Origin of the sequence: Pseudonocardia sp. N23 (assembly GCF_002583555.1) — a bacterium.
GTDB lineage: Bacteria > Actinomycetota > Actinomycetes > Mycobacteriales > Pseudonocardiaceae > Pseudonocardia.
The window spans coordinates 1-587 of the sequence record NZ_BEGX01000097.1; the positions used below are offsets into that span (position 1 = coordinate 1).

1 protein-coding gene is annotated in these 587 nt (G+C 69.7%); it reads left to right on the forward strand.

All coding sequences use genetic code 11. From position 1 onward, the window contains the following. Positions 1-60: 60 nt before the first annotated feature. Positions 61-587, forward strand: a 527-nt coding sequence (locus TOK_RS23005; protein WP_141566509.1) for a FadR/GntR family transcriptional regulator, incomplete at its 3' end; no start/stop codon positions are given.

A 587-nucleotide genomic window follows, 5' to 3' on the forward strand; every position in this document is an offset into this window, starting at 1 on the left:
GTGACGAGCAAGACGCGCCCGACCGTGTTCGAGCCACAGGCCCGACCGCACCTGCCGAAGATGGCAGAACTGGTCGCCGCCGACATCCGAGCCCGGATCGCCCGGGGCGAACTTCCCGACGGCGCCACCCTCCCGCTCGAGTCCGAGCTCACCGAGCACTACCAGGTCTCCCGGCCCACCCTGCGCGAAGCCATGCGCGTCCTGGAATCCGAAGCCCTCATCGTCCCCCGCCGCGGCTCACGCGAAGGAGCCCGCGTCCGCGCCCCCAGCATCGACGTCGCCGCCCGCTACACCTCCCACCTGCTGCAATACCGCGGCGCCACCTACGGCGACCTCTACCAACTACGACTCATCCTCGAACCCCCCGCCGCCGCCATGCTCGCCACCGCGAACAACCACGACGCCCTCACCCGCCTCCGCGAGGCCTACGACGCCGAAGGCGCCGCCCTCGACGACACCGACGAATACTTCCGCCGCTCCGCCCACTTCCACGAACTCGTCATCGAACTCGCCGGACTCACCCCCCTCACCGTCTTCGCCGAGATGGCCACCGAACTCATGCGACGCCAGCACAGCCAGATCTCCGA